Here is a 26671-nt window from a genome sequence, read left to right as displayed (position 1 = left end):
GGGCCAGCGACGCTGGCCCTGACAAGGATTAGCCAACAATCTGGCGAACGAAGGCCTCAATCGCTTTATCCTGGCAGTTTTCGAAGAAACACTGCTGGAAGCGTGGGCCGGATACCGCGGTTTTCACCAGCTCAGGATCGATGGCGCGCAGGGTGTCGAGATAGTTCTCTTTGACTACCGCTGCTTTGACCTGGTTGAGGATCCCGGCATTGCGCACCTGCGGTTCTTTACGCTCCGGCGGATAGCCTTCGCCATTGCGACCGGTAAACGCTTTTTCAAAGATAAACCGTACGTTCAGTTCAGCGCCCCAACCGAAACCTTTGGCAAACGGCAGCGACAGAGCGTTACCGTTGTTGATCTGGGCAAACAGGAACGCATCCGCCGGATCGATACAGTAGCCGCAGACCACGCCCGGATGGATGTTCAGCGACATCAGCGCCCCCTGCCCGGTACCGCAGCCGGTGACGACAAAGTCGACTGCTTTCGAATTCAGCAGGATGCTGGCCATGATCCCGAGGTGAATGTAGGTCAGGTGATGATCGTTCTCATCGCTCATGCCAACGTTATAGACCGGGAATCCTTTTTCATCGGCAACTGCGGTAAGCTCCTTGAGGATGATGGCGTTTTTGTTCGCCTGGCTGTTCTCCATCATCAGTGCAATCTTCATGGTTTACTCTCCTGAATGCTGTGCGGGCCTGCCCGCAGAATGTCATTGGCGTTGACTGCACTCTACTACCTTGAAAACCAACTTTCAAATTTTATGAAAAGTTGTTTTAAAATTTACGCAGTGCTTCACACTTTCGCAGGCTCCCCCTGTCTGTTGACCTCAGCCCTCTGCATGCTGGCGAATCCGCTTCGTCCTCCCTTACCACCCGCCGGCGACAAAGTCCTGACCGCCCAGGCAATAATGAATAATAAATTAAAAGCATTCTCATTTATTATTAAACTGCCAATGCGTGTTATTCCCATTAGCATTTTAAATAAAACATTTTTAAATTTACTTTTTGCAAATAATTAAATAACAAATTATAGTGGCAGCCAATAACATCTATTATTTAATTCCAGGAGTGCAACGATGCTGAAAACGGACATGATTGACAAACTGAATGAACAGATGAATCTTGAACTCTATTCTTCTCTTCTTTATCAGCAGATGAGCGCCTGGTGCAGTTACCACAGTTTTGAAGGCGCCGCGGCCTTCCTGCGTCGCCATGCTCAGGAAGAGATGACCCATATGCAGCGCCTGTTCGACTATCTAACCGACACCGGCAGCCTGCCGCGGATCAACGCTATCGCCTCCCCGTTTGCCGAATATGCCTCACTCGACGAGCTGTTCCGCCAGACCTACGAGCATGAGCAGCTGATCACGCAAAAAATAAATGAACTGGCGCACGCGGCCATGACCAGCCAGGATTACCCGACCTTTAATTTCCTGCAGTGGTATGTTGCTGAACAGCATGAAGAAGAGAAATTATTTAAATCGGTGATCGATAAACTGACCCTCGCTGGAAAAAGCGGCGAAGGTCTGTACTTTATCGATAAAGAGCTGGCTACCCTCGACGCGCAGAATTAATCCCCCGCGCCGCGACAGTCCGTGTCGCGGCCCTCTTAATGTCGGCAGATCTTATTTTCTGCGGTAGTAAAACCTTCCTCTCTGGCAATAAATTTGCCTTTTTTCTCTAAAAACGCCACCAACTGTGCGGCGCTTAGATTCTCTGCTGAACAGGTGTGAAACCGCGCCTCTTCGCCAAAGCGGCGGCGAATGGCGGCCTCCAGCGAGGCGACCGTCCAGGATTCACCCGAGGCGAGCATCATCTGTAAAACTTCATGACCATGAATAGAAGACATAACCCCTCCTGCAAAAACCGCCAGCTTAGGCCAGACCGTCAACCCGCGCCTTGCGCTAGCGCAGGCTTTCGCCCTCTTATTGTGTAAACATTTCATTACACAACTTGTAATCTCGATTTGACGAAAGCCGTAATATCCCCTACTCTGCGCGGCATAATTTATTGTTATTTGCTGTAGGGATAGCGAAAAGCGTGAAAAACCGCACTCTGGGCAGTATTTTAATCGTAGCTGGCACCACCATCGGTGCAGGAATGTTGGCAATGCCATTGGCCGCCGCAGGCGTCGGCTTTACCGTCACGTTGGGTTTACTTTTCACCTTGTGGGCATTGATGTGCTATACCGCCCTTTTGCTGCTGGAAGTCTACCAGCATGTCCCTGCCGATATGGGGCTCGGTTCTCTGGCGGCGCGCTATCTGGGCCGTTATGGGCAGTGGGTTACCGGATTCTGCATGCTGTTTCTGCTGTACGCCCTCACGGCAGCCTATATCAGTGGCGCCGGTGAATTACTCGCTTCCAGCCTCAACCAGTGGCTGGACTGGCAGCTACCACCGGCCGCAGGCGTACTGATCTTCACCCTCCTCGGCGGGGCGGTAGTGTGCATTGGCACTGCGCTGGTGGATCTGTTCAATCGCTTCCTGTTTAGCGCCAAAATCGTCTTCCTGGTGATTATGCTGGCCCTGCTGATGCCGCACATTCATCAGGTGAACCTTCTGACGCTGCCGGTTGAGCAAGGCCTGGCCCTGTCGGCCATTCCGGTGATTTTCACCTCCTTTGGTTTTCACGGCAGCGTCCCGAGCATCGTCAGCTATCTGGGGGGGGATATTCGCAAATTGCGCCGGGTATTTATCATCGGCAGCTTTATTCCTCTGGTGGCCTATATTTTCTGGCAGCTGGCGACGCTGGGCAGTATCGACGCCCCGGCCTTTACCGCCATGCTGGCAAATAACGCTGGTCTGAACGGCCTGCTGGAGGCGATCCGCGAAGTGGTGGCGTCACCGCATGTGGAGCTGGCCGTTCACCTGTTTGCCGACCTTGCGCTGGCGACGTCATTCCTCGGCGTCTCGCTCGGCCTGTTTGATTATCTGGCGGATATGTTTCAGCGTAAAAACAGCGTCGGCGGGCGTCTGCAGAGCGGGATAATCACCTTCCTGCCGCCGCTGGCGTTCGCCCTGTTCTATCCCCGCGGTTTCGTCATGGCCCTCGGCTACGCCGGGGTGGCATTAGCCGTGCTGGCGCTGATAATGCCGGCCCTGCTGGTCATGAAGAGTCGCCGAGAGCATCCGCAGGCTACCTGGCGGGTCGCCGGCGGCGCACCGACGCTATGGCTGGTTCTGCTGTGCGGGATCGGCATCGTGGCTATTCAGTTCAGCATCGCTGCCGGGTTGTTGCCCGCGGTGGGATAAAAAAGGGGCCTGCTGGCCCCTTGTTCATTTCGCTAAGCAACACTGCTTATACTTTTTACCGCTGCCGCATGGGCAGGGATCGTTGCGTCCGACTTTCGCTTCATTTCTTATTGGCTGCGGGGCCTCCACCGGCTGCGGATTCGCTATCCAGTACTGGTAAAGCGCCAGCGCCGCCGGCGTGATACGCTCGATGCTGGCGATAAATTCATCCGCCGTCAGATTATCCAGCGCGCTAAACTGTTCTTCGCTGCCGTGGAGCGCGATAGCGTCCAGCTCCGGCTGGAGTTCAGCGGGCAACGTCGACCAGTCGCTCAGCGCCACGCCGCGCAGATAGCCAAAGCACCACTCCTCAACTATGGTCAGCTCCTGACCTTCCGCTTCGCGGGTGCCGAACAGCGGTTCGAACTGATCGGGATAAGACTCCAGCCGTTCGGCGATATCGCTCATATGCTGCAGCGTCAGATTGACAAAGCGATCGCGCTCGCGATCGTTGGCCCAGCGCGGGACATTATCCGCCCCGCCCCAAATCGCCAGCAGCCACTGAGCGGGTTCGATGTCGGTCGGCGCAGAGAGGATCGCCGTCAGCAGGCCATCCAGTTCAGAGACATCCAGAATGGCGCCTTCGGCGGCGTATTTCGCCAGAGTGTCATCCAGCCATTCCAGTTCGTTTTCGTTCAAAGGTCCGGTATTCATTCACAGGCTCGCATGGTAAAAATCGGGCCTACAGTAGCCGAATTGCCGACAGAAAGCCACCCGGCGATACCTATTGCGCCGGTGTCAACGATACGCGATCAGGCCAGGCCGCGCAGCGCCGACGCCACCTCACGACAGGCCTCCTCCCCTAACGAAAGCAAAGGACGGGGAAGCGAGTCTGGATCGCAGAGTCCGAGCATCGCTGCGGCGCTGGCTATCACTCGCAGGCTACCACCATAGCGATCAAAGCATCGCCATAGGGGGGCCAGCTGCTCATTCAGTGCCGCAGTCTGCGCCACATCGCCGCTACGTATCGCTCTTACCAGCGCCAGTGAGCAGCGGGGAAAGAGTCCGCCGCAGACCGAATACCAGGCTTCGCAGCCGGCCTGCAACCCGGCAGTGGCCCACGCATCGCCGCTAACGCCAAGCGTAACGCGAGAGGGAAGATGCTGACGCAGGGCCGCTACACGTTCGCTCGCCTGTGGCGCGGGCAGGCCGGGAATTTTAATCGAGGCAATGGCCGGCAAGGCGGCGATGCGCCCCTGCAGCTCATCCGCCAGCATTACGTGGGTAGTGCGGGGATTGTCATACAGGCAAACCGGCACCGAGACATGCCGACAGACTTCTTCGTAAAAGGCAAAGATCTCCTCCGCGGAAAGCGGCTGATAGGACATCATCGGCAGTAATAACGCATCCGCCCCAGCCTCCTGAGCATCCTCCACCAGGCGTAGCACCTCGTTAGTCGCAATGGCGCCGACGCCGACCATCATCGGGATCGACCCCGCATGCGCCTTCGCCACCTGCACCACTCGTCTGCGCTGCTCACGGCTGAGATAAGCGTAGCTGCCGGTTGAACCTAAGATGCCCAGAGAGTCGACTCCGGCATCGGTAAGACGGGCGAGAATACGAATAAACGCTTTTTCATCAAAATCTTGCTGATGCAAAGGTGTCAAAGGAAATGCGCAAAGTCCAGTGAACATGATGCCTCCGGCAGGCTGGGCTGAGAGTCCGTTTGATAGTAGCAAGGCGCGATCGTTTTGTCCTGGGACAAATGAGAAATTGACTGTAAGGCTAGAGTTAACCGAAAAACGCCGTGGCGTCAGGCTGGCGGGAATGGTATCAGAAAGCGAAAGTACAGAAACAAAAAAACCACCCGTAGGTGGTTTCACGACACTGCTTATTGCTTTGATTATTCTGTATTTCCCAATGGTACCCGGAGCGGGACTTGAACCCGCACAGCGCGAACGCCGAGGGATTTTAAATCCCTTGTGTCTACCGATTCCACCATCCGGGCTCGGGATATAAAGTGGAGGCGCGTTCCGGAGTCGAACCGGACTAGACGGATTTGCAATCCGCTACATAACCGCTTTGCTAACGCGCCTTTAATACTGAAGCACCCGCAACTGCCGATGCTGTTAATCTGGAGCGGGAAACGAGACTCGAACTCGCGACCCCGACCTTGGCAAGGTCGTGCTCTACCAACTGAGCTATTCCCGCATCATCAAGTTATTTGCTAATCACTTGATTTTGTTATCGTCTGGAAGACTGTGCCGCCGTTCGATGCGTTGCATTCTACTTATCTCTCGCGGTGAGTCAACGGTATTTTTCGCAACTTTGTATCGTTTGCTGAAAATAACGGCGAAACGATCACTGATCAAGCAAATCGCCGCGCGCCGCGTTCAAATACTGCAGCATCGACCACAGCGTCAGCACCGCCGCCACGAGGAAAAGCGCGATCCCGGCCCACTCCACCCACGGATAAGGACGCCACAGCATCCATACCAGGGCGGTCATCTGGGCGGTCGTTTTCACTTTGCCAATCCACGAGACCGCCACGCTGCTGCGTTTCCCCAGCTCCGCCATCCACTCACGCAGCGCGGAGATAATGATCTCACGGGCAATCATGGTCGCCGCCGGTAGCGTGACCCACCAGGTGTGATAGTGTTCGGCAACCAGCACCATGGCGATAGCCACCATGACTTTATCGGCAACCGGGTCGAGGAAGGCGCCAAAACGGGTGCTCTGATTCCAGCGACGAGCGAGGAAACCATCAAACCAGTCGGTTACCGCGGCAACAAAGAAGATCAGCGCGCAGGCAAACGGCGCCCAGCTAAAGGGCAGATAAAACGCCAGCACAAAAAACGGGATCAGGATGACGCGAAACAGAGTAAGCAACGTAGGGATATTAAATTGCATAGTGACGGGTAACTATCTGTTGTAAGTAAAAATTAGCCCTATGTTGCTACAGAGCCCCTAATGTTTCAACGAGTAGAAGATCTTTTCTGCCAGAGCGTGAGAGATGCCCGGTACTTTAGCAATTTCTTCGACGCTGGCCTGCTGTAGCCCCTGCAGCCCACCCATATACTTCAGCAGCATCTGACGACGCTTCGGCCCCACCCCCTCGATAGTCTCAAGCGAGCTGGTGCTCTTCACTTTCGCCCGTTTTTTGCGATGCCCGGAGATCGCATGATCGTGCGATTCATCGCGAATATGCTGGATCACATGCAGGGCCGGCGAATCCGGCGGCAGGCTAAACCCTTCCCCTTCCGGCTCAAAGAATAACGTTTCCAGACCCGCTTTTCGATCGCTACCTTTCGCCACGCCCAGCAGCAGCGGATGATGTTTATCCCAGGGGACGTCCAGTTCAGCAAACACGGCTTTCGCCTGGGCCAGCTGTCCCTTGCCGCCGTCTATCAGGATCACATCCGGGATCTTGTTGTCATCAATCGCTTTACCATAGCGACGGCGCAGGACCTGATTCATCGCCGCATAGTCATCGCCAGGGGTAATGCCGGTGATGTTGTAGCGCCGATACTCCGCGCGCAGTGGGCCATTGCTGTCAAACACCACACAGGATGCTACGGTCTGTTCGCCCATGGTGTGGCTGATGTCAAAACACTCCATTCGCTTGACGGCCGGCAGCTCCAGTACGCCGGCCAGCGCCTGCAAACGCTGATGAATGGTCGATTGCTGAGACAATTTGGTCGTTAACGCTGTCGCGGCGTTGGTCCGCGCCAGCTTAAGATAACGCGCTCTGTCGCCGCGCGGCTTAGTCTGCACATTGATTCGACGACCCGCCAGCTCCGACAGCGAGTCGGCCAGCAGCGTCTTATCCCCAAGGTTAAAGTCGAGCAAAATCTCCCCCGGCAGCGTGCGCATTTGGCTGCCCTGCAGGTAGAACTGGCCGACAAAGGTCTCCACGACCTCTCCCAGCTCGGTGCCGCCCGGCACTTTCGGGAAGTAGCTTCGGCTGCCCAGCACTTTGCCCTGACGGATAAACAGCACATGCACGCAGGCCATGCCGGCATCGAAGGCGACGCCGATCACGTCGAGGTCGTCACCGGTGTTGGAGACAAACTGTTTCTCCGTCACGCGGCGGACGGCCTGAATCTGGTCGCGGATGCGCGCGGCCTCTTCGAACTCCAGGTTCTGGCTCGCCTTCTCCATCCGCGCGATGAGCTGGGTCAGCACCTGGTCATCCTTGCCGGCGAGAAACAGCCGCACATACTCTACCTGCTGAGCATACTCTTCTTCGCTGACCAGCCCGGCCACGCACGGCCCCAGGCAGCGACCAATCTGATACTGCAGACAGGGGCGGGAGCGATTGCGGTAGACGCTGTTTTCACACTGACGGATGGGAAAGATTTTCTGCAGCAGCGCCAGGGTCTCGCGCACGGCATAGCCGTTGGGAAAAGGACCAAAATATTCGCCCTTCGCATGTTTGGCGCCGCGATGCATCGCCAGACGCGGATGAGTATCGCCGCTGAGAAAAATAAAAGGATACGATTTATCGTCGCGTAACAGCACGTTGTAACGTGGCTGGTACAGCTTAATATAGTTGTGCTCAAGCAGCAGCGCTTCCGTCTCGGTGTGGGTGACGGTCACGTCGATTTGCGCGATCAGCGCTACCAGCGCTTCCGTTTTACGCGACGCAAGGTTGCTGCGGAAGTAGCTACTGAGCCGCTTTTTCAGATCTTTGGCTTTGCCAACATAGATGACGGTTCCGCCAGCATCATACATCCGATACACACCGGGCTGGCTGGTCACCGTTTTCAGGAAAGCTTTTGCGTCAAAAACATCACTCACTGGCTTGCTAACGACTCCGCATTACACAGGCCATGGCGAATTGCCAGGTGGGTCAGCTCGACATCGCCATGAATGTTTAATTTACTGAACATCCGATAGCGGTAGCTGTTAACCGTTTTAGGACTCAGATTTAGCTGCTCTGAGATCTCATTCACCTTCTGACCTTTGGTGATCATCAGCATAATCTGCAATTCGCGTTCAGACAAACTGGCAAACGGCGATTCTGTCTTTTCGGGTTCAATCTGACTTAACGCCATTTGCTGGGCAATATCGGAGGCAATATAGCGCTGCCCGGACGCGACGCAGCGGATGGCATTCACCACTTCCTGCGGCGCGGCGCCTTTACTGAGATAGCCTGCCGCGCCCGCCTGCATGACCTTGGCAGGTAAAGGATTCTCGGTATGCACGGTCAACATGATCACTTTGGTGCCCGCCACGGAGCGCGCGATTTTGCGCGTCGCTTCAAGACCACCGATCCCAGGCATGTTCATGTCCATCAGGACGACATCTGCGGAATTAGCCCGGCACCACTTGACGGCGTCCTCGCCGCAGCAGGCTTCGCCAGCGACTTTAATCCCTTTTATATCTTCCAGAATGCGTCGTATCCCTGCGCGCACCAGTTCGTGGTCATCAACAAGAAGAACGTTGATCAAAGGAATAATCTCCAGAATGAGGGATAACGCTACTGATACTTTATCTCCCACATATTACCGGGTTTTATTGCTATTTTAAAAGGCAAAAAAATGCCCTCGCCTCGATTTGGCTCTCATTTATGGCAATGTCTGTGCACACTAAGTGGAAAGTCATTGAGAACAGTCAGTTGCCCGGCTCTTATTTTTTAACAATACTCATACAGAAGGCACAAAAAATACAACAGATTACGTAGCGTATAAATACGAAGCAAAATATGTAACAATTATTAACGAGCTAAATAGATCGGGGAAATTATTGGCTTGCCGACGGCTATTACGTATTATCCGAAGCATAAAAACATTCACAGCTCAGATGAGAGAACAGAAATTAAGCACACCTTTTTTTTCTGTCGCTTGTGGTATACTGCGCGGCCTTCACATTGACTAGAGCGCAATAGCGCAGCGAGTAAACGAGGATATCGATGAGCACACCAGATTTTTCCACTGCAGAAAATAAGCAGGAACTGGCGCAGGAAGTCTCCTGCCTGAAAGCGATGATTACGCTGATGCTGCAGGCGATGGGCCAGGCGGATGCGGGGCGCGTGATTATTAAAATGGAAAAGCAGATTTCACAGATGGAAGATGAGGCTCAGGCCGCCGTATTCTCCAGCACCGTTAAGCAGATTAAACAAGCCTATCGGCAGTAATCCTGTGCCGGCTGAAAGTATCACTGACAGCCGGTATCACGTCTGACACGCAGAACGGCAGGCGCATTCAGATTAGCCCTGTCGCCACGGCGTAGCAGGCAATTTGCGTTTTATTCGGCGCATTAAATTTCCGCTGCATATTCTTCTGATGGAAATTCACCGTATTTTCCGAAATCGAGAGAATCATCGCCACCTCCGCCGAAGTCTTTCCTTCCGCCGTCCATTTGAGGATTTCCAGTTCGCGGCGGCTGAACTTCATCTCCGGCGGCATCACCATCTCATCTTCCAGACGCAGCAGCGTCAGCAAGCTTAGTTCAGTCAGCGTTCGCAGACGCAGCTCAAGCTCATCTTCAGGGTAACCGCCCGGCAGACGATTGTTCGCGGAGACAGAGAGAAATCCCTGAGCATGGTTTGGCAACGTCAGGCACTGCGTCACCCCCTTTTGCAGACCATGGTCACGCGCCCCGTCCCACAGTGCCGGCGCATCACGAAACAGGCTGTCGTTCCATGGCAGATGGCCACGCATAAAATTCTCCGGCCGTAACACAGGATCTATCGCGAAATAATTTTCTGCCTGATAGTGCGACATCCATGCGCGGGGGTAAGTCGACTGGAACGTAACGCGGGGGCGGGTGAAAGGCACCGGGTGGCGCACACAAAGCGTGTAGTAATCATATTCCAGCGCTTCGGTTTCACGTTGCAGGAGATTATAAACCTCCTCGCCGGTGGCCATGGACTGAAATTGGTGCAGCATATCCCGCCGCCAGCTGAAAAAATCATTGTCCCTCATAGCTGTGCAAATAACTCCTGATTGATAATCATTATTATAAATACAGAAAACTAACACATAAATCTTATTTATATGTATAAAATATCGTAGCTGTCGCATTTATTAGTCTGAAGGCTTGCCATTTTCCCGCTCGCCGCACAGAAACATAGCGTTTTTCTCCCATCATGTTCTACACCCTGCCAAGGGCGATGGGAAGCGGTGTATACGGCCGTGGGAGTCAATAGCGCAAAGACGTGTCGCGGGGGCGTTACCCCGCCGCGAGAGTGGGCTAAACGCGGCGGCTCCCGCGAAGCTGAGCCGCCGCGCCAGCCCATGCTTTACTGCATCAGGAATTTTTCAAGGAACTGACGGGTACGCGGCTGCTGGGGCGAAGCGAACAACGCTTTTGCCTCGCCTTGTTCGACAATGCGTCCCTGATCCATAAATATCGCCCGATCGGCTACGTCGCGGGCGAAACTCATTTCATGGGTCACGATCACCATGGTGCGTTTTTCCTGCGCCAGCTGACGGATGGTGTTGAGCACCTCCCCCACCAACTCAGGATCGAGAGCCGAGGTGGGTTCATCAAACAGGATCACGTCCGGACGCATAGCCAGCGCGCGGGCAATAGCCACTCGCTGCTGCTGCCCGCCGGAGAGACGGCGCGGATAGCTATTCTCTTTTCCGCTGAGCCCCACCTTCGCCAGCAGTTCGCGCGCCCGCGCCATGGACTCCTGCTTATCTTCACCTTTTACGATGACCGGCCCTTCAATAATGTTCTCCAGCACCGTACGGTGGGGAAACAGATTAAAGTTCTGGAAGACAAAGCCGACGTGCTGGCGCAGCTGGCGAATGAGCCCTTTCTGCGGCCCGAGGCTGCGACCGGCGTCGATCGTCACATCGCCGACGCGGATAGTGCCGCTCTCCGGTTGCTCCAGCAGGTTGATGCTACGCAGCAGGGTGGTTTTGCCCGAGCCGCTGGGGCCGATGATCGCCACCACTTCCCCTTTCTGTACCTCCAGGTCGATACCATGGAGCACCGTCTGGCCATGGAATTTTTTTACCAGGCTTTTCACTTCTATCGCACTCATTTCGGATCACGCTCCTGGCGGTTCAGCTGGTTTTCAAAATAATTCTGCAGCGAGGAGAGCACTGTCGCCATTACCCAGTAGATCAGGGAGGCCGCCAGATACATGGTGAAGACCTCCAGGGTTCGCGAGGTGATTAGCTGCGCCTGACGGAACAGCTCCGGCACCTGGATCGTTGCCGCCAGCGAGGTATCTTTTACCAGGCTGATAAAACTGTTCGACAGCGGCGGCAAAGCGACCCGCGCCGCCTGGGGTAAAATGGCCCGACGCATCGTCTGCCAGGGCGTCATACCGATACTGGCCGCCGCTTCCCATTGCCCTTTATCAATCGAGGCGATGGCCGCGCGCAGCGTTTCCGCCGCATAGGCCGCAGTATTCAACGACAGGCCGATCATCGCCGCCGGGATCGGGTCAAGCTCAATGCCGAACTGCGGCAAGCCGTAGTAGATCATAAACAGCTGGGCGATAAGCGGCGTGCCGCGGAAAATGGAGATATACATGCGCGCCAGCCATTTTACCGGCCAGACTGGCGACATGCGCATCAGCGCCAGGATAAAGCCCAGCACCAGGCCGAAAAACATCCCGCCAATGCTCAGCTGCAGCGTAAAGACGGCCCCTTTCAGCAGAAAAGGGGCGGAATCAATGACCAGTTGGATACTTTCTTGCATGCTGTCGTTTCTGTATTAGAGGTGAGGATGATAGGCAAACAGCGCCGGCGCTCCGCCGGTGTGGACGAACAGTATCGGCCCTTCATCCTTAAAGCGCTTCTGCGTGATGCCGTCGATAAGCCCAGCCATCGCTTTGCCGGTATAGACCGGGTCGAGCAAAATACCTTCCAGCTGCGCCAGCAGCTTCACGGCGGCCATCCCATCTTCGTTTGGCGTACCGTATCCTGGGGCAAAGTAGTCATCCCACAGTATAATTTCAGCCTTCGCCTGTAGCTCGAGACTGTTGGCCACGGCCTGCTGCAGCGCCTCCACTTTCGGCAACTGGTCAGCGACCGAGCGCGACACGGTCACCCCAATCAGTTCCGCCTGCGGCATCAGCTGTTCAAGGCCGACCGCCAATCCGGCATGGGTGCCGGCGCTGCCGGAGGCGACCACGACTGACGAGATCGCCACCGCGTCTTCGCACTGCTGGCTGATTTCCAGTGCGCTTTCCACATAGCCTAACGCGCCGAGGGCATTGGAGCCGCCGACCGGAATAACATACGGACGATACCCCTGCGCCTCAATGCGGGTCGCCAGCTCATCGAGCTGCGCGGCGGGATCGGTCAGGGCATCACACATCTCAACCTGGGTGTTAAAGAGATCCAGCAGCAGACGGTTGCCATTGCTCAGATAGTTCTCCGCCCGGGTGCCGATGGGATTTTCCAGTAGCGCCACGCAATGCAGTCCCAGTTTCGCAGCGACTGCCGCCGTCTGACGCACATGGTTAGACTGGATCGCGCCGGCGGTGATTAAGGTATCCGCGCCCTCGCGCAGCGCATCGGCGGCGAGAAACTCCAGCTTACGCAGTTTGTTGCCCCCCATCGCCAGCGGCGTCGTATCATCACGTTTAATAAAAATTTCGCGCCCAAGGTGATCGGACAGACGCGGGAGATACTCCAGCGGCGTCGGCGCGCCGATCAATTCCAGGCGCGGAAAGCGGGTTAAGTTTTGCAGTGACATGGCCCCTCCTGACTCAGTTATGCTTCATTATGCACACAGTTACGCGCTAAATAAAAAAAGGCGCTTCCAGGAGCGCCTTTTTTCACCGCTGTCCGTTATTTCGTCACGTCAACGCCAAACCATTTCTCGGACAGCGCCTTCAGGCTGCCATCTTTCTGCATGTCTGCAATCGCGCCATCTACCGCTTTCAGCAGGTCGTCGTTGCCTTTACGCAGCGCAACGCCAGCTTCCTGACGAGAGAAGGCTTCGCCGGTTACCGCCAGCGTATTGTTGGTTTTCTTCACCAGATCCAACGCCGCCAGACGGTCTACCAGAATGGCGTCAATACGGCCTACACGCAGATCCTGGTATTTGGTGGGATCGTCATCATAGGTACGGACATCCACGCCCTGGACATTCTGACGCAGCCACTCTTCATAGTTAGTGCCCAGTCCGACGCCCACTTTCTTGCCTTTCAGATCCGCCGCGGTTTTAATCGCGCCTTCGTTACCCTTCTTCACCAGCGCCTGCACGCCGGAGACGGTATATGGGGTGGAGAAATCGTATTTCTTCTTACGTTCGTCAGAGATAGTGACCTGGTTAATCACCACGTCGATACGCTTGGAGTCCAGCGAGGCCAGCATACCGTCCCACTTGGTCGGTTTGAGATCGGCCTTCACGCCAAGATGTTTCGCCAGTTCGTTAGCGAATTCCACTTCAAACCCGGTCAGCTTGCCGTCATCCCCCTGGAAACTAAAGGGAGGGTAGGTGCCTTCGAGGCCCACGCGTAGGGTGCCGCGCTCTTTAATCTGATTGAGCAGGTTTTCCGCCGCAAAAGTTTTCACGCTGACGCCAGCCATCAAAACAACGGCCATCGCGCCCATCATCGCCTGACGACCCAGAAGTGCTAATTTCATAGATACCCCGAAGGTTAGGATTTTCCTGTAGTGTAAGGCGCTTAACGCCCTGACACCAACATCGTTACGCTACATCTTATGCAAATTTATTATATATGATCCGCTTTAGGGTATAGCGAAAATCAGGGCTTTCCTCACCCTTTTTGCTGGATATCTCCCATACTGCAAAGGTCAGCCTGTTGACGTCTGGAGCATGGAAGATGAAAAACCCCACCTTATTGCAATGTTTTCACTGGTACTACCCCACCGGCGGCGAGCTGTGGCCTGAGGTCGAAGCGCTGGCGCCCAGCCTGAATGAAATCGGCATCAATATGGTCTGGTTGCCACCCGCCTACAAAGGCGCCTCGGGCGGTTACTCCGTCGGCTATGATACCTACGATCTCTTTGACCTCGGCGAGTTTGATCAAAAAGGGTCTGTCGCCACCAAATATGGCGACAAAGCGCAGTTGCTGGCGGCGATCAACGCCCTGAAGGAGCACAATATCGCCGTACTGCTGGATGTGGTGGTCAACCATAAAATGGGCGCTGATGAAAAAGAGGCTCTGCGCGTTCAGCGCGTCGATGAGCAGGATCGTACGCAAATTGACGAGGAGATCATTGAGTGCGAGGCATGGACGCGCTACACCTTCCCGGTGCGCGCCGGACAGTATTCGCAGTTTGTCTGGGACTACAAATGTTTTAGCGGCATTGACCACATCGAGAACCCGACGGAAGACGGTGTGTTTAAAATCGTCAACGATTACACCGGCGAAGGCTGGAATGAACAGGTCGATGATGAGCTCGGCAACTTTGACTATCTGATGGGCGCCAATATCGATTTCCGCAATCATGCAGTGACCGAGGAGATCAAATACTGGGGCGCGCGCTGGGTAATGGAGCAGACCGGCTGCGACGGTTTTCGTCTTGACGCGGTCAAGCATATCCCCGCCTGGTTTTATAAAGCGTGGATCGAGCATGTTCAGGAGGTGGCCCCGCAGCCGCTGTTTATTGTAGCGGAATACTGGTCCCATGAAGTGGAGAAGCTCCAGCAGTATATCGACCTGGTCGAGGGCAAAACGATGCTGTTTGATGCCCCACTGCAGATGAAATTTCATGAAGCGTCGCGCCAGGGCCGCGATTATGACATGAGCCAGATTTTCAGCGGGACGCTGGTCGAAGCCGACCCTTTCCATGCCGTCACTCTGGTCACCAATCATGATACGCAGCCGCTGCAGGCCCTCGAGGCGCCGGTTGAACCCTGGTTCAAGCCCCTCGCCTATGCGCTGATCCTGCTGCGGGAGAATGGCGTGCCCTCGGTCTTTTATGCCGATCTCTTCGGCGCTTCCTATGAGGATACCGGCGGCGACGGAGAGACATATGCCATTGAGATGCCCGTTATCGAACAACTCCACGAGCTGATCGACGCCCGTCAGCGTTTTGCCCATGGCGTGCAAACCCTTTGGTTCGATCATCCTAACTGCATCGCCTTTAGTCGTAGCGGTACTGACGACGATCCAGGCTGCGTGGTGATCATGTCCAATGGCGATGAGGGCGAAAAGACGCTGACGCTGGGCGAAAACTATGGCTACAAACGCTGGCGGGATTTTCTCGGTAACCGGGAAGAGATTGTCGAAACCGATGGCGAAGGCTGCGCGACCTTTACTTGTAACGGGGGGAGCGTGAGCGTGTGGGTATTAGAGGAGGTGCTGTAGTTCCCTGACGCCGGGCGGGCCAGCTATGGCCCGCCAAAATCTCAGCGCGTCGAGGCCGGCGCGCTGACGGGCCCCGTCGCTCGCGCTTTGACCCACGCCTTCTCGCACTCCGGAGTGAGACGTTCAACACGGGACAACGTCATCCGATCGTAGGAGATCGTGTTGCCCTCGCGCGCTCGACAGGATAGATGTCCAGGGAAGCGGTCACGTTGTAAATCTCACTGTCACGATTCATCAGTTTCCCCGGCTGCGCAATCACGCGCTGCCACTGGCGGCAGTCGAAGGTGTCCCCTTCTTTGGTGACAATCAGGCTGGCAATGGCGTCAGGACTCATCATCGCGCTCTGCGGCCCTTTCGTTTGCCAGAAACCTGCAAGGACAGCCGGCGCCGGCGCTTTAACCACGTCCTCATAACGATCAACCTGTACGCAACCGGCCAGCGCCACCACCATGCCAGCAAAAAATAACTTTTTCATCATTCATCCCACAAGCCGATAAAAAAGTATTGTGGCATTAAAGCGTTAAGCCTTCCACCCCCACCGCAAAGGGATAAGCGAGCAAGCCAGCAACCGCTAACGTGGGTTTCATTTGAAGTAAGGAAATTCTGAAAGTAAAATAATACTGGGCGCGTAACCATAGCATCTATGGGCACTTTTTGTTTTTAATTCGGTCACACTACCGGTTCTTGACTTTACTTTAAGAGTTTTCCTGGCAAATTATATGCATAGATGCGGAATAGTTTAATGGAGCTAATGGGTTCTTTCTAAACCTACTATTATTATCGCCCGCAAGGACTGCTTCGCACAGCCAGTGCGAAGTGTATATCGTTACGTGTTGATTGAGGATGGGTCATGTCAACGATGATTATGGATTTGTGCAGCTATACCCGGTTGGGATTGACGGGATATCTGACCAGTCGGGGAATTAAAAAACAGGAAATCGTTGAGGTCAACAATGCTGCGGATCTGCAGAAACACTGTACGTCGTGTTGCCCGGCGGTGGTGTTTCTGAATGAAGACTGTTTCGTGCATGATGATGAAAGTAATGGCATTATTCGCCAGATCATTACGCAAAACCCGGCGACGCTGTTTGTTATCTTTATGTCGCTGGCGAACATCCATTTTGACCGCTATTTGCGGGTACGGAAGAATCTGCTAATCAGTTCAAAATCGATAACCCCAAAAGACCTTGATGTTATTCTGGTTAATTATCTTAAATACAAAAACACCAGTGTAGGGCAGTTAACTTTACCGACATTGTCACTGAGTAAAACAGAATCAAATATGCTGCAAATGTGGATGGCCGGGCATGGTACTTCGCAAATCTCAACGCAAATGAACATCAAAGCGAAGACGGTATCGTCGCATAAAGGCAATATTAAAAAGAAAATACAAACGCATAATAAGCAGGTGATTTATCATATCGTTCGGCTGACCGAAAACATCACCTCCGGTATTCAGGTAAATATGCGCTGAAACAAACTGGCGGCGCTCCCGCCAGTTCAGTTTTACGAGACCTCTTTTTCCACGAAAATCCCATCCGGGTGGCCTATTTCATTAAAAAACCAGATCCCCAGAGGATAGTCTTCCAGTGAAACCAGATACATCGTTCCTTCACTAAACGACTCAATCGCCAGCACTACCCCCGATCGACGTGGGCCACCGTCGGTCTTCACCGTGACACGATCGTTCACCTGCATAATCATCTCCTCTATATTTTCAGCCAGTGTAGAACAAAACCACGCAACTCGCAGCGTCGCGGCACGTGACTGGCGCTTTTTTAGACCGACTATACTTAGAGAGGCTTGAGCGACGCTCAGCGAGGGGGTAATGATGAAGCACCAATTAACAGGCCAGAGCGGGGACGACCTTGACGTCAACGTAGATGCCCTGCTGGCGGCAATTAATGAGATCAGCGAAAGCGAAGTCCATCGCACGCTGGACGACCCGCAGCGCGCCAGCATTGATGGCCGCGGGTCACATACCTGGCGTGAGCTGGCGGAGGCATTCGAACTCGATATTCACGATTTCAGCGCCAGTGAAGCCAACCGTTAGCGGCAGGCGAAAAAAATCCCGACTCGCAGGAGTCGGGATCAAACTTGCTAATGCAAGAAGCACTTGAAAATTCGTTACACCGGGAAATCCGATGCGTTGAAACATTATCCTCAATTATTTTGCATGACAAGAGATATTCATGACGCAAAATATTGAGAATGTTGGCGCCTGGTGACTTATCGGGCTGCAAGGCTGATGTGAGAAGGCTTAGCTGCAAACCGGTTTCATTCGATAGCGCGAACGCCTGCGATCACTTTAAGATAATTCTCATTTTGCCAATCGGCATCGAAACGTTTTACTCACGCTGCGCTGCGAAAACAGACCTGGTTACGCCCATTTTGCTTGGCCAGATAGAGTCGCCCATCGGCCACCGACTGCAGCGCTTCAAACTGATACTCCCCCCGCTCTTCGCTGGCGCTCACCCCTAACGAGGCGCTAACCCGCAGCGTCACGTTGTTATGCAAAAAGACTTCCCGTCCCTGGATACGCTGGCGCAATCGCTCCGCCACCGCCGCCGCTTCCTGCAGGGTGGTATTCGGCATCACGATACAAAACTCTTCTCCGCCCACTCTGCCCAGCAGATCGCCCTGCCGAACCGCGCTGGACAGCGTACTGCCACCATCGACAGCACCCTGTCCCCCGCCTGATGACCATAGCGATCGTTGATGTGCTTAAAATGCTCCAGATCGAGTTGGATCACCGCCAGCGGCCGTCCGCTGCGCTGGCAGTCGCTGGCTACCGCCATCGCCTGTTCAAACAGCGCCCCGCGATTGAGCAGGCGGGTCAAGGCATCATGCCATGCCTGCCACTCCAGAGAGGTTTGCAGAACGCTCATGTTGCGGACCATGCTGCGGATCACCAGGAGAGCAACAGCATCAAGGTGAAGAGGACCCACATCAGGGTCAGGGCGATGGTGATGGTGCCAAAGTTCCCGCGGACGCCTTCCCGCAGAGTGTGGATCCGCAGCAGCACGCCGTCAAAATTGCGCAGTTTGGCCCAGCTGATATAGCGCGTCAGCAGACGCAGCCCTCCCTGGTTATCATGGACAAACGCGCGGCTCAGCAGCTCCTGCTCGCGCGGCGACAGCAGGGTCAGGACATTCCCCCCGGCGTGGAAGAAGCCAGCAGGTTCAAATGGCTATCATAAAGTTGGTACTCTCCCTCTTGTCCCCCCTGCATGGCGCTAACCAAAAACGCTTTGATTTCACTGACTGAGAAATCCATCGCCAGCACGCCGCGCCAGTAACCGGCAAAATCCAACGGTATCGAAGCGGTGACCACCTGCTCTTCCAGCTGCGGGTCATCGTCAGGAAAGGTTTGCCAGATAACGCCTCGCCCCGGATTATTTCGCTGGGTCTGGCGGGTAAACCACGGAGCGCCGAGGGCTTGGGAATAGTGCGTTATCACCTGCGACTCATCCCGCAGCGGCAGGGTCGAGGTAAAAAAAAAGCCGCTACGAGAGATATACTGCATCCGCTCGGCGAAATCGCGATCGTGCTGCGTCAGATTTAGCAGATAACCCAGCTCGAGCGTCGCCATTAGTTCATCAGCCGCCAGCGGATCGTCCACCAGCAGGATAGGGTTGTGACCAGCGACGCTGCCTGAGATGCCAAACACCGGCAGCGTACGCCGATTCGGTAGCGCCACCCGCCAGGCCTGCTGATGGCGCTGGCTCAGATAGCGTTGGCTGGCCTTACGCAATACATCGATATCAAGCGGCTGTTCGAGCGCCGCCTGCATCCCATGGCGAAAAAACATCATTCTGTCGATGTTGAACTGCAACAGCCCATCCATTTCATGAGCGACGTTAGCCAGATTGTTACGCTGGTTGGCCACGTAGGCCTCTTCCAGGACATTGATTTCACGCCAGATCAGCAGCGTGGAGAAAAACAGCACTGCGATAAAACAAGCGTTAACCACATGCGCCGGGCGAGCCAGGTGGTAGCACTTTTTTAACTTCAACCGCAGTGGCTTATCCATCTTTCTCTCGCAATACGTTGCGCAAACCTCGCGGCGTCAGCGCCCCGGTCTCTGTCGATACCCGGGGCGTTTTCAGGGTAGAACACGCGGCGCCGTTACGCTGCGTTTCGCCATGCTACTTTCCAGCGCCACGCAGGCTGCTGCTCACCGCCTTAACGCCCGCCAGCACCACCGCGCCGATGATAAAACCCAGCACCAGGTTGGCGACGACCGGCAGCGTGGAGGCCATCACCCCACCCAACCCCGCGCTCCAGTGCTCGATGGCATGATGCAGCGGCGCAATACCGTGAACGACTATCCCCCCGCCGACGAGGAACATGGCCAGCGTCCCGACGATGGACAACACCTTCATCAGGCGGGGAGCGACGGCCAGGAGCCCTTTACCCAGCCACTGCGCCAGCGCACTACGTTTTTCCGCCAGCCAGTAACCCATGTCGTCCAGCTTGACGATCACCCCCACCAGGCCATACACCCCGATAGTGACCAGAATCGCAATCCCCGAGAGAATAAGGATCTGGTTAAGCAGCGGAGCTTCCGCCACGATGCCGAGGGTAATGGCGACAATTTCCGCGGACAAAATAAAATCGGTGCGAATCGCGCCTTTTACTTTGTCACGCTCAAAGGCCAGCGGATCGCGCTCCGCCAGCGCGGCGAGACGCTGCTGCCGCCGTTCAGGATCCTCTTTGTGTTTCCGCGCTTCCAGACTGTGCAGTACCTTCTCCACCCCTTCGAAACAGAGAAACGCGCCGCCCAGCATCAACAATGGCGTAATCGCCCAGGGGATGAAGGCGCTGATCAACAAAGCCAGTGGCACGAGGATCACTTTGTTAACGAACGACCCTTTCGCCACTCCCCAGACCACGGGCAACTCGCGATTCGCCCGCACGCCGGTAACCTGTTGGGCATTGAGAGACAAATCGTCGCCCAGCACCCCCGCCGTTTTTTTTTTCGCCGCTACCTTGCCCATCACGGAAATATCGTCCAGCAGCGTGGCGATATCATCAAGTAATGTTAAAAGACTACTTCCTGCCAAAATGATTTTCCTTCTCTTTTCATCAATGTCTCCCTCGAGTATGCGTTAAAAAACGGCCGGTGCCCAAGGTACAATTAGTCAATATAAATTTAACAACCTGACGCAAATTAACCACTCGCCAGCACGATAGTTTTCACGTTTACTATATGTCCCCTTTCTATCTCTGCACCGTCGTGAGGAAGTATGTCTACCCGTCAGCTTTTACCGCTCATCGGGGCGCTGTTTGCGCTGTATATCATCTGGGGCTCTACCTATTTCGCTATCGCCGTCGGGGTCGCCAGCTGGCCGCCGCTAATGATGGCCGGCATTCGTTTTCTCGCTGCCGGCGTGCTGTTGCTGGGGTGGCTACTGGCCACCGGCCATAAGCTACCGGCGCGTCGTCCGCTGCTTAACGCTGCGCTGATCGGGGTCTTGCTGCTTGCGGTTGGCAACGGCTTCGTGACGCTGGCTGAACATCAGCACGTCCCCTCCGGCATCGCGGCGGTGATGGTCGCCACCGTACCGCTGTTCACCTTATGCTTCAGCCGCTTTTTCGGCATCGCCACCCGTAAACTGGAGTGGCTGGGCATTGCCATTGGCCTTGCGGGTATCGTGATGCTCAACAGCGGAGGCAACCTGAACGGCAACCCCTGGGGCGCACTGCTGATCCTGATTGGTTCCCTAAGCTGGGCCTTCGGCTCGGTTTACGGTTCGCGAATCGTACTGCCGACCGGCATGATGGCGGGGGCAATCGAGATGCTCGCCGCCGGGATCGTCCTGCTGGTGGCCTCATGGCTGAGCGGTGAAACCTTAACCCGCGTCCCTTCCTGGTCCGGGATGGCCGCCCTGGCCTATCTGGCCATCTTTGGCTCGCTGATTGCCATTAACGCCTACATGTTTTTAATCCGCAATGTCACCCCGGCGGTCGCCACCAGCTACGCCTATGTTAATCCGGTGGTCGCGGTGCTCCTCGGTACTGGGTTCGGCGGCGAGAGCCTGTCGCTCATTGAGTGGCTGGCGCTGGCGGTGATTATTTTCGCCGTAGTGCTGGTGACGCTGGGGAAATATCTCTTCCCAGTCCGCAGCGAGGCTACTCCTTGTAAGGCGTCGAAGTAGTCGTCAGTTCGCGGATCCCCTGCGTATCGATCTGCGCGTCGTGTCCGGCGCCGCAGATCCACTCTTCCAGACGCTCGGTGAGCGCCGCATCACTCAGCCTAAGGCGCCCGCGCAGGGCGCATTCCCAGATGATTAATACCCGCCAGCCCTCTTCGGCCAGCTTTTGCCGGTCGCGGGCGTCGCGCGCCACGTTACCGGCGATTTTGTCCAGCCAGAATGCCGTGCGGGTGGCCGGCACCTTAAACAGATAGCAGTCATGGTGATGCCAGAAACAGCCGTGAGTAAAGATAACGCAGCGGTAGTCGGGTAAAGTGAAATCGGGACGTCCCGGCAGCGCGCGATCCTGGGCGACAAAGGTGAATCCCGCCCCGGTCAGCAGCGCCGCTATCCGCTTTTCAATCGCCGTATCGCGCGTGGCGATCGCCCGCATATTTTTACTGCGCGTCGCTTTATCGTGAACATCCGCCATCATTATCATCCGCTTCGCGGCGCGCCACCGCCTGAGCGATGCGCGGCGCCAGGAGTTTCGCCACCGCGGCGAAGACCGGAACCACCACCGAGTTGCCAAACTGACGATAGGCCTGCGTATCCGATACCGGGATGCGAAAACGCGCCCCCTGCGGGGATTCAAAGCCCATCAGCCGGGCGCATTCGCGCGGCGTCAACCGGCGAGGCCGCCGCTGTTGATTCAGCGGATCGTCAAAATGCTTCTCACCGATCGGCCGGTCCCAGCCGCGATCGACGAGAATTTCGGCGGCACCATCTTTATAGTAGCGGGCAGAAAGCGTCCGGGCCACGCTGTGGGGATTGGCGGGGTCAACCAGGCCATAACCAAAGCCATTACCCCGCGCCTGATGCTTACGGGCATAACGATAAAGATATTTCCACAGCACCGGCGTAAGAATAAATTTCGCATCGACCGTCGGCTCCAGTAGCTCGCCAAATGTTGGCCGCACCGCCGGGTACTGCGCCGCGATGTCGCGCAGCGTAAATCCAGCATGCAGCTGCAGATCGCGACGGAAACCCACCAGCACGATGCGCTCCCGGTGCTGAGGCAAGAAATGGCGCCCGTCAATCACCTTCGGGTCATCCGGCCCGGTATGCCCCGCGTCAGCTACTTCATATCCCAGCTCATCCAGCGTCTGCATGATGATACGGAAGGTGCGCCCCTGATCGTGGCTTTTGAGGTTTTTGACATTCTCCAGCACAAAAATCGCTGGCTGACGAGCCGCGATAATTCTCACCACGTCAAAAAACAGCGTTCCCTGGGTTTCGCAGGCAAAGCCATGCGCACGGCCCATCGCATTTTTCTTAGAGACGCCGGCAAGCGAGAAAGGCTGGCAGGGGAAGCCAGCCAGCAGCACATCATGCTGAGGGATAGATTCGCGAATATGCCGCGCCGCCTCCTCGTCGCTAACGTCAGAGCGTTGGCTGAGGGTAATATCGCGGATATCTTCATTAAAACGGTGCTGCTGCGGATCACAGTACCAGTTGGCCTTATAGGTGCGTACCGCGTGCTTGTTCCACTCGCTGGTGAAAACGCACTGCCCGCCGATGGCTTCAAAACCACTGCGGATCCCACCAATACCGGCAAACAGATCGATAAAACGGAACCCATAGTGCGGATGATGGGCCGGCGGCGAAGGCAGGAGCGTCGCCAGATGAGCAACTTCCTGCGGGCGCAAACGCTCCGCCGCGCGGCCAAGCGCCGCCACGCGCTTGAGGATCGCCGCGCTCCAGTGCTGTTCGCCGACGCTCACCAGTTCGGCAACCAGCGTTTTTACATCGTAGATCGTCATCAGCTGACGCAGCAGCGCCTCAGCGTCTTCCCCGGCCTGTTCAGCCAACGACAACGACCTGTGTTCCTTGCTTAACTTTTGCGGCATATCCTCAACCAACGCGGACGATTTTGGCAGAGAGTACCATAAATCACCGGTCGGTTGACGCCTGCGGTGCAAAGCGGCGCAAAACCGCTTCATCCAGCGCCAGCGGCTCCCCCTGCAGCTCCGCGCTGAGCTTAGCCATAAATTCGACGAGAAAACGGGCATTATGCTGCGCCATCGCTTTCCCCTTATCAGTTTGCATGGTTTCCGGCAGGCGCAGAAGTTTGCACTGGAAATGGTCGAGGGCATATTTGCGGTCATCCAGCGCCCGCCGATCAGCAAAAGGATCTTCGGCATCAAACAAGATGGTATTCAGGGCGCCGGCGACAGCGAAGACCCTCGCCAGACCAATGGCTCCCAGCGACTCGAGTCGATCGGCATCCTGAACTATTTTCGCCTCCAGCGTGCGCGGTGGGATCGCCGCGCTGAAGCTGTGCGCCTCGATGGCATGGCTGACCGCCGGGTAACGATCCGCAGGAAAATCAGCAAAGGCCGACTGCAGAATGGCGAGGGTTTTCTCGGCGGCCATCATCGAGGATCGACTTCGCTCCGGATGATTTTTTGGCAAGCTGACGATGTCATGAAAATAGCAGGCCGTGAGGAGTACCAGCCGGTCGACTTTCCTCCCCCGCGGCCAGCTGAGTGGCGGTCGCCCAGACGCGACGAAAATGGGACAGATCGTGTGCGGCGTCATCCTGCGCATGGTGCGTCAGTATCCAGCGCTCAAATCGTTGCTGCCAGTCAACCAGGTCCATAGGCTTTCCTTTATCTGAGGGTCAGCCTCGAGCATAGCAATTTTAGCGCTGATGATCCTGCTCGCCGCGGGATGGACGCGTATACCAGACGACCGCGCCGAGAATAGAGCCAATGCCGCCGAGGACCAGCATGCCCAACAGGGCGCCAAGCCATTTCCCGGCCGTTGTTCCAAAATCACCCTCCACGCTGGCGCCGGGAACGCTGTGAATTTTTCCCACTACCCACCAGTAACGCACAATGACCCAGACACAATATCCGCAAAAAGCATACAACGCCCAGAGCGCAAGTTTCCCTCCCGGGCTGCGTTTTGCCTGCTCTTCCATCTCATTCCTCTCCGTGACACAACAGACTATTGTCACTCAAAACGTGACACGCATCACATTATACCGCTAACCTGCGTCACAGGCAGCAGTTTCATCTTCGTCTTCTGCGCCTTCTCGCGACTTATGCTGCCAATGCGCACAGGCTGAAGAGATGTCCTTATTATCTCCCGTACGCTTAAAGCTATTCATTCCTTAATTATCGCAAGCTGGGTTGATAATCCCCTGGATATTTACATTCACACAAAATAAATTCCCATAATGAATAATGTGCTTGATTATTATTTGTGCAATTTATTTCATAAAATTAACAACAACCTACCAAATACACAATAAAGCATTGCTATATAAGAAAATAATTAATTTTGCACAAACATCAAAATTTAATATAAAGAACCACTTAGAAATATTTTGAAATGTTTAACATTATTTATTTACATATTTTATTTTAAATAAAGATGAACTTAGTCGTTAGTATCGGATCGTCATTCCGGAGGGATTGTCATAATTCATAGAAATTATTATTAAAAGGGAATATATAATGAAAAGAAAAAAGTACTGGCACTCATGGTTCCGGCATTATTAATGGCTAGCGCCGCTAATGCCGCCGAAATCTATAACAAAAACGGTAATAAACTGGACCTCTACGGGAAAGTTGACGGCCTGCATTACTTCTCTGACGACGCTTCAGAGGACGGCGACCAGACCTATGTTCGCTTTGGTCTGAAAGGCGAAACGCAGATTACTTCCGAGTTAACCGGCTACGGTCAGTGGGAATACAACATTCAGGCGAACACCAGCGAAAAAGAAGGCGCGAACTCCTGGACCCGTCTCGGCTTTGCCGGCCTGAAGTTTGCCGACTGCGGGTCGCTGGACTATGGCCGGAACTACGGCGTGGTCTACGACATTGAATCCTGGACCGATATGCTGCCGGAATTCGGCGGCGATACCTACACCCAGACCGACGTTTACATGACCGGCCGTACTAACGGCGTGGCCACCTACCGTAACAGCGATTTCTTCGGCCTCGTCGACGGCCTGCATTTCGCCCTGCAGTATCAGGGTAATAATGAAAACGCCGGTTCTGGCGAAGGCACTAATAACGGTGGGAAACGTAAGCTGGCGCGGGAAAATGGCGACGGTTTTGGTATCTCCAGCTACTACGATCTCGATATGGGCATCAGCTTCGGGGCAGCGTATTCGTCTTCTGACCGTACCCATAACCAGCTGGCGGCCGCGCGTAGCAGCCAGCGTTATGCCAACGGCGATAAAGCCGATGCCTGGACCGTCGGCGCGAAATATGACGCCAATAACATCTATCTGGCCGCCATGTATGCTGAGACCCGCAACATGACCTTCTATGGCAACGATAGTTTTGGCGGAATTGCCAACAAAACGCAGAACTTCGAAGTGGTCGCGCAGTATCAGTTCGACGACTTTAATTTACCGCTGCGTCCGTCCGTGGCCTATCTGCAGTCGAAGGGTAAAGATCTCTACGCCTATTCTCGCTACGGCGACAAGGATCTGGTCAAGTATGTCGACGTGGGCATGACCTACTACTTCAACAAAAATATGTCCACCTATGTGGATTATAAAATTAACCTGCTGGATGAAGACGACCGCTTCTACAAAAACAGCGGTATCGCGACCGATGATATCGTCGCCCTCGGCCTGGTCTATCAGTTCTGATCCCCGTCAAAGCCCGCGTTCAGCGGGCTTTTTTATGTTCCCGCTCCGTTGAGATCACTCTTTTCGACATTGCCGCTTTCCAGGCGTACCTTCCCTCTTTATGATGCGTTTAAGCTCGTTCGGGCTAAAAGCGGCGATAAGGTGCCAAAAGGATAAAGCGCGCTACCGCGACTCTACGCTGAAACCAGGACGATGATGATGGTGATACCCCAGCGCAGGCGTTATACCTGAAGCTAACGGTGTTATTGAAGGGAAGGTTAGAGCAAGAAAAGTGGCGGAGAGAGGGGGATTTGAACCCCCGGTAGAGTTGCCCCTACTCCGGTTTTCGAGACCGGTCCGTTCAGCCGCTCCGGCATCTCTCCGCCGCTGTGATGGTTGCT

The 26671-nt window shown here is 55.1% G+C and carries 26 protein-coding genes, 4 tRNA genes and 3 pseudogenes; 9 read left to right on the top strand and 24 right to left on the bottom strand.

Annotated features, from left to right (window positions below):
- Positions 1-28 precede the first annotated feature (28 nt).
- Positions 29-667, bottom strand: coding sequence for an RpiB/LacA/LacB family sugar-phosphate isomerase (locus AB1E37_RS08740; RefSeq protein WP_004899182.1), 639 nt, complete (start codon positions 665-667; stop codon positions 29-31).
- A 171-nt stretch (positions 668-838) separates the two neighbouring features.
- Between AB1E37_RS08740 and AB1E37_RS08735 the strand changes: the two genes are divergently transcribed.
- A complete protein-coding gene (locus tag AB1E37_RS08735; RefSeq protein WP_020324969.1) occupies positions 839-1018 on the top strand; it encodes a hypothetical protein in 180 nt (59 codons plus the stop codon).
- A 57-nt stretch (positions 1019-1075) separates the two neighbouring features.
- Positions 1076-1573: a non-heme ferritin gene (gene ftnA, locus AB1E37_RS08730; protein WP_004141101.1), complete on the top strand. Its 498-nt coding sequence runs from the start codon at positions 1076-1078 to the stop codon at positions 1571-1573.
- A 35-nt stretch (positions 1574-1608) separates the two neighbouring features.
- Here the strand turns inward: ftnA and AB1E37_RS08725 are convergent, their stop codons facing one another.
- On the bottom strand, positions 1609-1848 hold the full coding sequence (locus AB1E37_RS08725; protein ID WP_004175410.1) for a YecH family metal-binding protein: 240 nt from the start codon (positions 1846-1848) through the stop codon (positions 1609-1611).
- A gap of 191 nt (positions 1849-2039) precedes the next feature.
- On the opposite strand from AB1E37_RS08725, the gene tyrP reads away from it, so the two are divergent.
- Positions 2040-3251: a tyrosine transporter TyrP gene (gene tyrP, locus AB1E37_RS08720; protein ID WP_004891013.1), complete on the top strand. Its 1212-nt coding sequence runs from the start codon at positions 2040-2042 to the stop codon at positions 3249-3251.
- Between the two features lie 24 nt (positions 3252-3275).
- Here tyrP and AB1E37_RS08715 read toward each other — a convergent pair whose 3' ends face one another.
- The 8 genes from AB1E37_RS08715 to uvrY form a co-directional block, all read right to left on the bottom strand.
- On the bottom strand, positions 3276-3944 hold the full coding sequence (locus tag AB1E37_RS08715; protein WP_004141106.1) for a YecA family protein: 669 nt from the start codon (positions 3942-3944) through the stop codon (positions 3276-3278).
- A 98-nt stretch (positions 3945-4042) separates the two neighbouring features.
- On the bottom strand, positions 4043-4924 hold the full coding sequence (locus AB1E37_RS08710; protein ID WP_023301076.1) for a dihydrodipicolinate synthase family protein: 882 nt from the start codon (positions 4922-4924) through the stop codon (positions 4043-4045).
- 227 nt (positions 4925-5151) lie between these two features.
- Positions 5152-5238 (bottom strand) — tRNA-Leu (locus tag AB1E37_RS08705).
- Between the two features lie 13 nt (positions 5239-5251).
- Positions 5252-5325 (bottom strand) — tRNA-Cys (locus tag AB1E37_RS08700).
- 40 nt (positions 5326-5365) lie between these two features.
- A tRNA-Gly gene (locus tag AB1E37_RS08695) sits at positions 5366-5441 on the bottom strand.
- A gap of 150 nt (positions 5442-5591) precedes the next feature.
- The gene (gene pgsA / locus AB1E37_RS08690) at positions 5592-6140 is read right to left on the bottom strand and encodes a CDP-diacylglycerol--glycerol-3-phosphate 3-phosphatidyltransferase (RefSeq protein ID WP_004141115.1); all 549 of its coding nucleotides are present in this window, start codon (positions 6138-6140) and stop codon (positions 5592-5594) included.
- Between the two features lie 57 nt (positions 6141-6197).
- The gene (gene uvrC / locus AB1E37_RS08685) at positions 6198-8030 is read right to left on the bottom strand and encodes an excinuclease ABC subunit UvrC (protein ID WP_004214380.1); all 1833 of its coding nucleotides are present in this window, start codon (positions 8028-8030) and stop codon (positions 6198-6200) included.
- A complete protein-coding gene (gene uvrY / locus AB1E37_RS08680) occupies positions 8027-8683 on the bottom strand; it encodes a UvrY/SirA/GacA family response regulator transcription factor (RefSeq protein WP_002911539.1) in 657 nt (218 codons plus the stop codon). The genes uvrC and uvrY overlap by 4 nt, the downstream gene beginning before the upstream one ends.
- A 461-nt stretch (positions 8684-9144) precedes the next feature.
- Between uvrY and AB1E37_RS08675 the strand changes: the two genes are divergently transcribed.
- A complete protein-coding gene (locus tag AB1E37_RS08675; protein WP_002911541.1) occupies positions 9145-9369 on the top strand; it encodes a DUF2594 family protein in 225 nt (74 codons plus the stop codon).
- Positions 9370-9436: 67 nt separating this feature from the next.
- Here the strand turns inward: AB1E37_RS08675 and sdiA are convergent, their stop codons facing one another.
- The 5 genes from sdiA to tcyJ form a co-directional block, all read right to left on the bottom strand.
- A complete protein-coding gene (gene sdiA / locus AB1E37_RS08670; protein ID WP_002911542.1) occupies positions 9437-10159 on the bottom strand; it encodes a transcriptional regulator SdiA in 723 nt (240 codons plus the stop codon).
- 317 nt (positions 10160-10476) lie between these two features.
- The gene (gene tcyN / locus AB1E37_RS08665; RefSeq protein ID WP_004151455.1) at positions 10477-11229 is read right to left on the bottom strand and encodes an L-cystine ABC transporter ATP-binding protein TcyN; all 753 of its coding nucleotides are present in this window, start codon (positions 11227-11229) and stop codon (positions 10477-10479) included.
- Entirely contained in the window at positions 11226-11894 is a 669-nt protein-coding gene (gene tcyL, locus AB1E37_RS08660) for a cystine ABC transporter permease (protein ID WP_002911547.1), read from the bottom strand. Before tcyL ends, tcyN begins: the two co-directional genes overlap by 4 nt.
- A gap of 15 nt (positions 11895-11909) precedes the next feature.
- Positions 11910-12896: a D-cysteine desulfhydrase gene (gene dcyD / locus AB1E37_RS08655; RefSeq protein ID WP_004141132.1), complete on the bottom strand. Its 987-nt coding sequence runs from the start codon at positions 12894-12896 to the stop codon at positions 11910-11912.
- A gap of 95 nt (positions 12897-12991) precedes the next feature.
- The gene (tcyJ, locus tag AB1E37_RS08650; RefSeq protein WP_032447690.1) at positions 12992-13792 is read right to left on the bottom strand and encodes a cystine ABC transporter substrate-binding protein; all 801 of its coding nucleotides are present in this window, start codon (positions 13790-13792) and stop codon (positions 12992-12994) included.
- A gap of 200 nt (positions 13793-13992) precedes the next feature.
- On the opposite strand from tcyJ, the gene amyA reads away from it, so the two are divergent.
- Positions 13993-15483 carry an alpha-amylase gene (gene amyA / locus AB1E37_RS08645; protein WP_367777068.1) on the top strand — a complete coding sequence of 497 codons (1491 nt, stop codon included), beginning with the start codon at positions 13993-13995 and terminating at the stop codon, positions 15481-15483.
- Positions 15484-15524: 41 nt separating this feature from the next.
- Here amyA and yedD read toward each other — a convergent pair.
- A pseudogene (yedD, locus tag AB1E37_RS08640) lies at positions 15525-15961 on the bottom strand (lipoprotein YedD).
- A gap of 372 nt (positions 15962-16333) precedes the next feature.
- Between yedD and rcsA the strand changes: the two are divergent.
- Positions 16334-16957 (top strand): transcriptional regulator RcsA, encoded by a 624-nt coding sequence (gene rcsA / locus AB1E37_RS08635; protein WP_004180447.1) that lies wholly within the window; start codon positions 16334-16336, stop codon positions 16955-16957.
- A 32-nt stretch (positions 16958-16989) separates the two neighbouring features.
- Here the strand turns inward: rcsA and dsrB are convergent, their stop codons facing one another.
- Positions 16990-17181 (bottom strand): protein DsrB, encoded by a 192-nt coding sequence (gene dsrB / locus AB1E37_RS08630; RefSeq protein WP_002911586.1) that lies wholly within the window; start codon positions 17179-17181, stop codon positions 16990-16992.
- 133 nt (positions 17182-17314) lie between these two features.
- Here dsrB and AB1E37_RS08625 point away from each other — a divergent pair, with 133 nt between their 5' ends.
- Positions 17315-17536 carry a YodD family protein gene (locus AB1E37_RS08625; RefSeq protein WP_004899210.1) on the top strand — a complete coding sequence of 74 codons (222 nt, stop codon included), beginning with the start codon at positions 17315-17317 and terminating at the stop codon, positions 17534-17536.
- Between the two features lie 299 nt (positions 17537-17835).
- Here AB1E37_RS08625 and dgcQ read toward each other — a convergent pair.
- Both dgcQ and AB1E37_RS08615 read right to left on the bottom strand, forming a co-directional pair.
- A pseudogene (dgcQ, locus tag AB1E37_RS08620) lies at positions 17836-19515 on the bottom strand (cellulose biosynthesis regulator diguanylate cyclase DgcQ).
- A gap of 115 nt (positions 19516-19630) precedes the next feature.
- Positions 19631-20548, bottom strand: a complete 918-nt coding sequence (locus AB1E37_RS08615) for a DUF808 domain-containing protein (RefSeq protein ID WP_367777067.1) — start codon at positions 20546-20548, stop codon at positions 19631-19633.
- 183 nt (positions 20549-20731) lie between these two features.
- On the opposite strand from AB1E37_RS08615, the gene yedA reads away from it, so the two are divergent.
- Complete coding sequence (gene yedA / locus AB1E37_RS08610; protein WP_004899215.1) at positions 20732-21643, top strand: drug/metabolite exporter YedA; 912 nt, start codon at positions 20732-20734, stop codon at positions 21641-21643.
- Here yedA and AB1E37_RS08605 read toward each other — a convergent pair.
- The 4 genes and pseudogenes from AB1E37_RS08605 to drpB form a co-directional block, all read right to left on the bottom strand.
- Positions 21618-22112: a very short patch repair endonuclease gene (locus tag AB1E37_RS08605; protein ID WP_004200342.1), complete on the bottom strand. Its 495-nt coding sequence runs from the start codon at positions 22110-22112 to the stop codon at positions 21618-21620. The genes yedA and AB1E37_RS08605 overlap by 26 nt on opposite strands.
- A complete protein-coding gene (locus AB1E37_RS08600) occupies positions 22093-23496 on the bottom strand; it encodes a DNA cytosine methyltransferase (protein WP_367777066.1) in 1404 nt (467 codons plus the stop codon). The genes AB1E37_RS08605 and AB1E37_RS08600 overlap by 20 nt, the downstream gene beginning before the upstream one ends.
- Before the next feature lie 76 nt (positions 23497-23572).
- Positions 23573-24281, bottom strand: a pseudogene (locus AB1E37_RS08595) (phosphohydrolase).
- A gap of 42 nt (positions 24282-24323) precedes the next feature.
- Positions 24324-24605, bottom strand: a complete 282-nt coding sequence (gene drpB, locus AB1E37_RS08590) for a cell division protein DrpB (protein WP_004151461.1) — start codon at positions 24603-24605, stop codon at positions 24324-24326.
- Positions 24606-25169: 564 nt separating this feature from the next.
- Here drpB and ompC point away from each other — a divergent pair.
- The gene (gene ompC / locus AB1E37_RS08585) at positions 25170-26291 is read left to right on the top strand and encodes a porin OmpC (RefSeq protein ID WP_022537179.1); all 1122 of its coding nucleotides are present in this window, start codon (positions 25170-25172) and stop codon (positions 26289-26291) included.
- Between the two features lie 272 nt (positions 26292-26563).
- On the opposite strand, the gene AB1E37_RS08580 is transcribed toward ompC, so the two are convergent.
- Positions 26564-26653: transfer RNA gene (locus tag AB1E37_RS08580), tRNA-Ser, on the bottom strand.
- Positions 26654-26671: the final 18 nt, after the last annotated feature.

Source organism: Klebsiella sp. Shm-1, assembly GCF_040804525.1.
In the GTDB taxonomy this organism is placed as follows: domain Bacteria; phylum Pseudomonadota; class Gammaproteobacteria; order Enterobacterales; family Enterobacteriaceae; genus Klebsiella; species Klebsiella pneumoniae.
Note: the sequence above shows the minus strand (reverse complement) of the source record. Positions and strands in the feature narration are given on the sequence as shown.

Excerpts from the sequence above, each read along its gene's own strand:
- AB1E37_RS08740 (WP_004899182.1), bottom strand. The coding sequence starts at position 667 with ATGAAGATTGCACTGATGATGGAGAACAGCCAGGCGAACAAAAACGCC.
- AB1E37_RS08735 (WP_020324969.1), top strand. The coding sequence starts at position 839 with ATGCTGGCGAATCCGCTTCGTCCTCCCTTACCACCCGCCGGCGACAAA.
- ftnA (WP_004141101.1), top strand. The coding sequence starts at position 1,076 with ATGCTGAAAACGGACATGATTGACAAACTGAATGAACAGATGAATCTT.
- AB1E37_RS08725 (WP_004175410.1), bottom strand. The coding sequence starts at position 1,848 with ATGTCTTCTATTCATGGTCATGAAGTTTTACAGATGATGCTCGCCTCG.
- AB1E37_RS08715 (WP_004141106.1), bottom strand. The coding sequence starts at position 3,944 with ATGAATACCGGACCTTTGAACGAAAACGAACTGGAATGGCTGGATGAC.
- AB1E37_RS08710 (WP_023301076.1), bottom strand. The coding sequence starts at position 4,924 with ATGTTCACTGGACTTTGCGCATTTCCTTTGACACCTTTGCATCAGCAA.
- pgsA (WP_004141115.1), bottom strand. The coding sequence starts at position 6,140 with ATGCAATTTAATATCCCTACGTTGCTTACTCTGTTTCGCGTCATCCTG.
- AB1E37_RS08675 (WP_002911541.1), top strand. The coding sequence starts at position 9,145 with ATGAGCACACCAGATTTTTCCACTGCAGAAAATAAGCAGGAACTGGCG.
- sdiA (WP_002911542.1), bottom strand. The coding sequence starts at position 10,159 with ATGAGGGACAATGATTTTTTCAGCTGGCGGCGGGATATGCTGCACCAA.
- tcyN (WP_004151455.1), bottom strand. The coding sequence starts at position 11,229 with ATGAGTGCGATAGAAGTGAAAAGCCTGGTAAAAAAATTCCATGGCCAG.
- tcyL (WP_002911547.1), bottom strand. The coding sequence starts at position 11,894 with ATGCAAGAAAGTATCCAACTGGTCATTGATTCCGCCCCTTTTCTGCTG.
- dcyD (WP_004141132.1), bottom strand. The coding sequence starts at position 12,896 with ATGTCACTGCAAAACTTAACCCGCTTTCCGCGCCTGGAATTGATCGGC.
- tcyJ (WP_032447690.1), bottom strand. The coding sequence starts at position 13,792 with ATGAAATTAGCACTTCTGGGTCGTCAGGCGATGATGGGCGCGATGGCC.
- amyA (WP_367777068.1), top strand. The coding sequence starts at position 13,993 with ATGAAAAACCCCACCTTATTGCAATGTTTTCACTGGTACTACCCCACC.
- rcsA (WP_004180447.1), top strand. The coding sequence starts at position 16,334 with ATGTCAACGATGATTATGGATTTGTGCAGCTATACCCGGTTGGGATTG.
- dsrB (WP_002911586.1), bottom strand. The coding sequence starts at position 17,181 with ATGCAGGTGAACGATCGTGTCACGGTGAAGACCGACGGTGGCCCACGT.
- AB1E37_RS08625 (WP_004899210.1), top strand. The coding sequence starts at position 17,315 with ATGAAGCACCAATTAACAGGCCAGAGCGGGGACGACCTTGACGTCAAC.
- yedA (WP_004899215.1), top strand. The coding sequence starts at position 20,732 with ATGTCTACCCGTCAGCTTTTACCGCTCATCGGGGCGCTGTTTGCGCTG.
- AB1E37_RS08605 (WP_004200342.1), bottom strand. The coding sequence starts at position 22,112 with ATGGCGGATGTTCACGATAAAGCGACGCGCAGTAAAAATATGCGGGCG.
- drpB (WP_004151461.1), bottom strand. The coding sequence starts at position 24,605 with ATGGAAGAGCAGGCAAAACGCAGCCCGGGAGGGAAACTTGCGCTCTGG.
- ompC (WP_022537179.1), top strand. The coding sequence starts at position 25,170 with ATGGTTCCGGCATTATTAATGGCTAGCGCCGCTAATGCCGCCGAAATC.